Source organism: Streptomyces sp. XM83C (genome assembly GCF_023072675.1).
GTDB lineage: Bacteria > Actinomycetota > Actinomycetes > Streptomycetales > Streptomycetaceae > Streptomyces > Streptomyces thermocoprophilus.
Window position 1 is genome coordinate 1 of sequence record NZ_JALLGL010000317.1, and the last position, 6,728, is coordinate 6,728.

8 protein-coding genes and 1 pseudogene are annotated in these 6,728 nt (G+C 71.5%); 2 read left to right on the forward strand and 7 right to left on the reverse strand.

What is annotated here, in order from left to right; genetic code table 11:
- From MTQ10_RS25760 to MTQ10_RS25780, 5 genes and pseudogenes are all read right to left on the reverse strand, one after another.
- Positions 1-365 (reverse strand): annotated as a pseudogene (locus MTQ10_RS25760) (hypothetical protein); the annotation flags it as partial.
- 55 nt (positions 366-420) lie between these two features.
- Complete coding sequence (locus tag MTQ10_RS25765) at positions 421-1,053, reverse strand: TetR family transcriptional regulator (RefSeq protein ID WP_247472554.1); 633 nt, start codon at positions 1,051-1,053, stop codon at positions 421-423.
- On the reverse strand, positions 1,046-2,029 hold the full coding sequence (locus tag MTQ10_RS31550; RefSeq protein ID WP_247472555.1) for an HAD family hydrolase: 984 nt from the start codon (positions 2,027-2,029) through the stop codon (positions 1,046-1,048). Before MTQ10_RS31550 ends, MTQ10_RS25765 begins: the two co-directional genes overlap by 8 nt.
- Complete coding sequence (locus MTQ10_RS25775) at positions 2,022-3,353, reverse strand: phosphotransferase family protein (RefSeq protein ID WP_247472556.1); 1,332 nt, start codon at positions 3,351-3,353, stop codon at positions 2,022-2,024. Before MTQ10_RS25775 ends, MTQ10_RS31550 begins: the two co-directional genes overlap by 8 nt.
- A 71-nt stretch (positions 3,354-3,424) precedes the next feature.
- Positions 3,425-4,312: a GntR family transcriptional regulator gene (locus MTQ10_RS25780; RefSeq protein WP_247472557.1), complete on the reverse strand. Its 888-nt coding sequence runs from the start codon at positions 4,310-4,312 to the stop codon at positions 3,425-3,427.
- A gap of 164 nt (positions 4,313-4,476) precedes the next feature.
- On the opposite strand from MTQ10_RS25780, the gene MTQ10_RS25785 reads away from it, so the two are divergent.
- A complete protein-coding gene (locus tag MTQ10_RS25785) occupies positions 4,477-4,659 on the forward strand; it encodes a hypothetical protein (protein ID WP_247472558.1) in 183 nt (60 codons plus the stop codon).
- An 80-nt stretch (positions 4,660-4,739) separates the two neighbouring features.
- Here MTQ10_RS25785 and MTQ10_RS25790 read toward each other — a convergent pair whose 3' ends face one another.
- Positions 4,740-5,477, reverse strand: coding sequence for an HAD family hydrolase (locus MTQ10_RS25790; protein ID WP_247472559.1), 738 nt, complete (start codon positions 5,475-5,477; stop codon positions 4,740-4,742).
- Positions 5,477-6,322, reverse strand: a complete 846-nt coding sequence (locus tag MTQ10_RS25795) for a GntR family transcriptional regulator (RefSeq protein WP_247472561.1) — start codon at positions 6,320-6,322, stop codon at positions 5,477-5,479. The genes MTQ10_RS25790 and MTQ10_RS25795 overlap by 1 nt, the downstream gene beginning before the upstream one ends.
- A gap of 191 nt (positions 6,323-6,513) precedes the next feature.
- On the opposite strand from MTQ10_RS25795, the gene MTQ10_RS25800 reads away from it, so the two are divergent.
- Entirely contained in the window at positions 6,514-6,702 is a 189-nt protein-coding gene (locus tag MTQ10_RS25800) for a hypothetical protein (protein ID WP_247472560.1), read from the forward strand.
- Positions 6,703-6,728 lie beyond the last annotated feature (26 nt).

The following is a 6,728-nucleotide window of genomic DNA, read 5'->3' on the forward strand; positions in this document are numbered from 1 at the left end:
GTGCCGAGGCCGGCGGGGGTTGCGCGGCCGTCGGGGGCGCCGGAGTCGGCGGGGTCGCTGTGACCGGCGGCACCGCTGTGACCACCGGGGCCGTCGGGGCCGTCGGCCGCGAAGTCGAGGCGGCCGAAGAACAGCGGGCCTTCCGGCAGTTCGCGCAGGGCCTTGGCCTCGCTGCGCAGCCGGTAGCCGAGGACCTCGGCGTCGGCACCGGAGGCGGAGACGTCCTCGCCGATGACGACCTGCCGGTCCGCGCCTTCCACCATGGCGGTGAGGGCGGCTCGGCAGACGTCGTGGTAGGCGCGGGCCCGGGTCAGGGCGTCGGCGAGGTCGTGGTCGGCGTCAGGGGCGTGGTCGGTCGACGTCATGCCCCGACCCTAGCCCAAGAAACGTAACCCGGTTAAATTTATTACCGCCTCTCATTCAGCCTGGGCTCCCGGAGCCGTCCGCCCGCAGCCCCGGCAGCCCCCGCTCCAACCGCTCGAACGCCCGCTCCGCCGCCGCCATCGCCTCGGCCTCCAGATCCGCGGCGCGCTCCCCCGCGGCGATCCGCCGCCAGTTCTCCAGCGCGAGCACCCGCAGCACGGCGACGATCTGCGCCGCCGCCAGCCGCGCGTCCAGGTCCCCGCCGAGCACCTCGGCGAGCGCCGCCTCGGACCGCTCCTGGTACGCCATGACCCGGGCCGCCAGCGCGGGCGTGCCGTACAGCAGACTGTGGAAGGCGAGCACCTCGGGCGCGTCGTTCAGCCCTGTCACCGGGTCGTGGCGGCGCAGCCCGTCGAGGAAGTGCCGGCGCAGCGCGTCCAGCGGCGGCACGTCCGCCTCGCCGACGACCCGCGCCGCCTCTTCCATGTGGTCGGCGATCCGGTACAGGACCAGGTCCTCCTTGGCCGGGAAGTACCGGAACAGCGTCGGCTTGGACACCTCGGCCGCCGCGGCCACCTCGGCGACCGGCACCGCGTCGAACCCCCGCTCCAGAAACAGCCGGATCGCCACGTCCGACAACTCCTGGAACATCCGCTGCTTCTTGCGCTCACGCAGCCCGCTCTCACTCATGCAGCGAGCGTACGGGCGAGCGCGCCCCGCACCGGCACCGTGGTGCGCCGTCGCCGGGGCCGTCGTGCGGTTCGCCCTGCGCGTGCCGGCGCCCGCACACCCCGGCCGTTTCGGCCGTGTGCAGCAAGGGGGCGTACGAGCCGATGACCACGCCCGCGCCCGCACGCCGCAGCCGCGCCCGCTTGGCCTCGTCGCGCCCGTAGCCGATGAACCGGACGCCCGCCGCGCGTGCCGCCTCGGCGTCCGTCGGGGTGTCGCCGATCATCACCGCGCTGTCGGGGGGCAGTCCGAGGCCGGTGAGGGCGCGGGTGAGGACATCGGGGTGGGGTTTCATCAGGTCAGGGTCCGGGCCGCGTCCGTGTACGGCGGTGAAGAAGTCCCGCAGGCTGCGGCCCCGGTGGGCGTGCTCGCGGAGGTAGCGGTCGGCCGCTCGGGCCGAGTTGTTCGTGACGACGGCCAGCGCCGCTCCCCCCTCGTGCAGACGCCGGATCAGGCCGTCCGCGTCGGCCGTCGGCCAGGCCTCGCCCGCCGCCCGCACCTCGCCCTCGGTGACCATGTGCTCCAGCGTTCCCACCAGGTCGCCGAGGTCCCGCTCGCGCCCGGCGCGGTGCACTGCCCGCAGGACGACGTGGGGGTCCTTGTCGGCACGCTCCTCGGCGCTGAGCAGGCCGCCCAGCCCCAGCTGAGCCAGGTGGGCGCGCAGTCGCTCCGCCACCGGCATGGACCGGCCCTCGGGGAACAGCCGGCACACCGGGCCGTCGAAGTCGAACAGCACACAGCGCGCCGCCGCCACGCCCCGCCCGCCCCACAGCAGGTCCCCGGCGCGGTCCACGTCACCGCTGTACGCGTCCGGTGTCGCCGCTTCGGTGTCGCCCGGGACGTGCCGGGCCTCATCCCGCGTCCGGCCGCCAGGTGCGGTGGCCTCGCCGGTCGTCGCCCGTTCCAGCGTGCCGTCCTTGTCCTCGCCGTCAGCCACCGTGCCGCAGCTCCTTCCGCTTCTCGGCCTGTTCGTCGGGGGGTGCCGGGGCGCCGGTCGGCGCCGGTTCGAGGGCCAGTGGCGGTTCGACGGGCGGTGCCGGCCGGGTGGTCCGGCGTCCCGCACCGGCCCGGCCACGGTCACGGGTACGGGTGTGCCCGGCCGGCGGGTTGTGCCCGGCCGCCCCGCCGGGTGAGTCGGTGGGGGCCCGTTCTTCCGTCCGTTCCCGGTCCTCGCGCCGCCACGCCCATAGCGCCTGTGCCACCTCGGTGTCGTCCCGCGGACGCTCGACCAGTCCGAGCGGCTCCCGTGCTCTGCCCATCGCCCGGGTGACGCGCGCGGCGGCGCGGGCGAGGTCGGGTGCGCCCGGGTCGTCCGGCAGGGACAGCGCGGCGCGCATGACGTCGGGGTAGACCGACTGGGCGTACTCGAAGCCGAGGTAGACCGGCAGATCACGGTCGAGGCCGACGGTCAGGTCAGGGCGGCCGGACCGTTTCATCGTCTCCGACCAGCAGCGGACCATCTCTTCCTGTTCCGCCTTGTCGTAGTCCGTGCGGACCAGGTGGGTGGCCAGCTCGTGCAGCGGGTCGCCGTACAGGGCCAGTTCCCAGTCGATGACCGACAGCCGTTCCCCGTCCGGGCCGTGGGTGACCACCACGTTGGCCCGGTGGACGTCGGTGTGGAGGAGCACGAACGGGCGACCGGTCAGGGACGGCACCGCGCCCATGAAGCGTTCCATGGCGTCACGCGGAATCCCCACCGCGTCGAACAGCTCGCCGAACCTGGACCGGTTGGGCCGGTGGACGCGTTCCTCCGTGAACCGGGCGAGCCGGGCGAGGAAGCCGCGGGAGTCACCGTCGGCGGGCCAGTCGTCCGGCAGCGGCGGCAGGGCTTCGCGCGGTACGGCGGCCAGGCGGGCGAAGAACTCCGCCAGTTGCCGCCGGACGCGCGGACCGAGCGGTCCCTCGGGGATCTCCTGGGCGAGGGACCGGCCGGGCAGATAGTCGTGGAGCGACCAGTCACCGAAGTCGGCCAGGCACCTCGGCACCTGGCCGTGCAGGCGGTCTCCCACCACCTTCAGCACCTGGGCCTCCCTGGGCCAGATCCGCGGGACCACCTCGATCGTGGGCAGCGGTGTGCGGAACTTGGCGAGGGTCCGTCCGGAGCGGATACCGAGCAGCAGGGCCAGGGGCTGCCGCAGTGGTGCGATGACATTGCGGTTGTGATGGCCTGAAACCACCACCCCGTCGCGGCTGCGGAGCCGCGCCTCGGCGAAACGGCGCACAAGTGACAGCTGCGCCCTGCGAGGCAGAGGGTGCGACATGGCCGCACAGAGTAGTACGGTACGGCCCCCTCTTCACGACGTGTCACCATGCGGACGCCGCTCCCTCACGCTCAGTGCAGGGCGAGATCCTGCCAGCACTCCCATTGCGACTCGAACCAGTCATTCATGCTCCGGAAGAAGAGCGCATCGTGGCTGTCCTCGGCCTCGCGCCGACGGTGATGCGTCAGGGTCGATCCGAGACCGAGCACGTCCACCGCGTCGACCGTCTCGGTCGCGTCGGGGGTCGGCCCGGTCACCGGGATGGAACGCCGGACCACCTCGTACGGGCCGAAGAGCATGTCGGTGCCGTTGAGGACGTAGAGCTTGAACTGGGGGGTCATGGGGAAGCGGCGGATCTCGACCACCGCGTCCACCCCTTGGCCGCGCATCCTCTCGAACAGTTCTTCCACCTGGAAGATGTGGCTGTGGACCATGGCCCGCCAGCGTTCGCGGACCCGGCCGTCGCCGGGGTCCACGGCCCGCGGATAGGCCAGCGGCTCGTCCTCCCAGGGCAGCAGCATCCGCAGCCGCACCCGGCGCGGGGCGATCTCCGCGGCGACGACCCGCTCCTCCTGGTTCTGCAGATGACGCAGCAGAGTCTCCGACGTCAGCGAGAAGACGTCCAGGCTCACCTCGTCCTGCTCGAACGCGTGGTTGACGAACGGCAGCAGGGAGACACGACCCGACCGTCCGGGCAGCCGCTGCGCCGGTGCGCCGCCCGGATTGGCGAGCACCTTGCTGCCGCTGCCCTGCCGGGGCTCGATCAGCCCCTCCTCGGCCAGCTTGCGCAGAACGCGCTGGATGGTGTGACGGCTCACGCCGTACTCGTCGGCGAGTTCACGCTGCGGCGGCAGCAACTGGCCCGCCTGATAGGTGCCGTTGTCCAGGAGTTCCCTGAGGGCGGTCTCCACCCGAGTGAACTCCCGGCCTCCGCTGTCGGTGCTGTCTGAGCTGACCACTCTGCGAACTTACCGCTTCCGCACATCCGAAACACCACTTTCCCTCAACCAACCACTCCAATCGGACTGAAAGTTAGACGATCAGCCGCCCAGGGAAGTTCCAATTTGATTCAACCAGTCCAATTGGTTGGCCGGTTGACGGTTCGAGGGGGTCGGAGGGAACCATGCCCGTAGCGGAGACAGCCCTGGCGGTGGTGGGGCTGGGGGTTGAGCAGTTGGTGCAGTGGCGGTTCGGGCCCATGGGCGTGATGGCGCTGGTGCTGCTGGGCATCGGCCTGCGGGCTCGCTCCTCGACGTACACGTCGCTGGGGGCGGTCGTGCTCGTGCTGCTGATGGTCCAGAGCTGACGGGACGGCAGGAGAGGGGCGGGCGACGGCCGGGGATCGGCCGGACGCCTCGCCGGCGGCGGCCGGGTGCCGGGCTCCTCTCAGGCGACGCCCCGCAGTGCGTGCAGGACCGGCTCCAGCGAGTCGAGCACCGGCCCCGCACCGGCCCTCCGGAGTCTCCGGCGTCCCCTGTCGTGCAGCGCGTAGCCGAGGAACGGCACACCCGCCTCCCGCGCGGCGAGGCAGTCGGAGGGGGTGTCGCCGATCATCAGGGCGTCGGCGGGGGCGGTGCCTGTGGCACTGAGGGCACGGTTGAGGCAGTGCGGGTGGGGTTTGAGGAGGCTGAGGTTCTCCGTACGGCCGTATATGTGCGGTTCGAAGCAGGCGCTGAGGCCTCTGCCGCGCAGGTATCTCGTCACGACCCGCGGGGAGTTGTTGGTCGTGACGGCCAAGCGGGTGCCCAGGGCCGTCCAGGTGCGGATGACCGGGTCGGCGTACGGGGTGGGCCAGGCCGAGGACGCGGCTCGCAGTTCCTCCTGGGTGAGGCGTTCCTCCAGTTCGAGGACGAGGTCGCTGCGGGGGCGGCGGCGGTCCACCGCGCGCAGCAGCACATGCGGGTCGACGGTCTCGCGTTCCTCCTCGGTCAGCAGGCCGTGCAGGCCCTGGCTCTCCAGCCAGTCGATGAGGCCGTTCGCCACCTTCTCGGCGGAGTGGGCGGCGAACAGCCGGCAGACCGGACCGTCGAAGTCCCAGAGCACGACCTGTGCTCTGCCGATCAGATCGCGCAGCGTCCTGGTCTCGTCCGTCACCGCTTCGCTCTGCGTCGCATCAGAAGTCACTAGGAGAGTGTCAGGTCCGTGGTGATGGTTTCCCAGAGGGCGTTGAACCACTTCTGCGACTCCTCCACGAACGCGGTGTCCCTGCCCCCGGCCGAGCGCTGGAAGGAGAACAGCAGCGACCGCGAGCCGAGGGCGTCGTACATGTCCAGGGTCTGGCCCACGTACTCCTCCTCCCGCCGGGAGAGCACGTAGTAGCCGATGAGCGCCTCGGAGCCGTTGAGGACGTACAGCTTGACCGGCGGGGTGAAGGTCAGGGCCCGGTAGGTGACGTGGACGTCGATGCCGTGCGTGGAGCGCAGGGCGAGCAGGTTGTGGCGCAGGACCTGGCACTGGGCGTTGCGCATGTCCAGCCAGCGCTGGTGGACGGTCTCGTCGTCGCCCTCGACGGAGACGGGGAAGGCGAGGTTGATGTCGCGGGAGGGCAGCAGGATGCGGATGTCGACGGACTCGGGCCGCAGTCGGCCCTCGTGGATGTGGCGCAGCGGTTCGCCCATGGCGAGCAGCAGGGTCTCCGCGGTGTGGCAGACGACGTCCACCCTCACCTGAGGGGCGGCGAAGGCCTCCACCAGGCGGGGGGCGAGGCCGACCATGGTGGGCTGGGGTGCCTCTGCTGCGGGCGCGGGTTCCGCGATGCGCGGCGGGCTGCCCTTGCTGACGCCGGTGAGCAGGCCGTCCTCCTGGAGGGCGCGCAGAGCCTGGCGGACTGTGCCGCGCTCCACCCCGAACTCCTCGGCCAGTTCCGCCTGGGTGGGCAGGCGGTCGCCCGCTTTCAGCTCGCCGCTGCGGATACGGCCGCGCAGAGCATCGGCGATCTCCTGGGGCGTACGCCTTCTGCTGCCGTTCACTGCCACGCTCTCCTGGTTCACGGCCAAACGCTACAACTCTGTCCTATCTCCGTGGAGTTGTTTGAAACTTGTTTGAGAAGGCCAACCAAGTGGGGACAACCCAAGCAGAGATAGACCGATTTGGTCGCCAACTTCGCCAAGTTGGCGCCAGAAGGAGGATCACCGCCACCCAACCTGAAGGGGGAACCCCAATGCCCGCCCTCGCCCTGGTCTCCGCCGCCCTCGTCGTCGTCCTCGAACAGCTCGTCGAATGGCACTACGGCCCCATGGGCATCGCCGGACTGCTGCTTCTGACGATCGGGCTGAAGGCGAAGAGCCCGGCCGTCAGCTCCGTCGGCGCGGTCGTGCTCGCCCTGCTGGTCACCGGCCCCGCGCTCTAGGCACCCCGCCGCACCCCGTCCCCGCC

Excerpts from the sequence above, each read along its gene's own strand:
- MTQ10_RS25765 (WP_247472554.1), bottom strand. The coding sequence starts at position 1,053 with ATGAGTGAGAGCGGGCTGCGTGAGCGCAAGAAGCAGCGGATGTTCCAG.
- MTQ10_RS25800 (WP_247472560.1), top strand. The coding sequence starts at position 6,514 with ATGCCCGCCCTCGCCCTGGTCTCCGCCGCCCTCGTCGTCGTCCTCGAA.
- MTQ10_RS25785 (WP_247472558.1), top strand. The coding sequence starts at position 4,477 with ATGCCCGTAGCGGAGACAGCCCTGGCGGTGGTGGGGCTGGGGGTTGAG.
- MTQ10_RS25775 (WP_247472556.1), bottom strand. The coding sequence starts at position 3,353 with ATGTCGCACCCTCTGCCTCGCAGGGCGCAGCTGTCACTTGTGCGCCGT.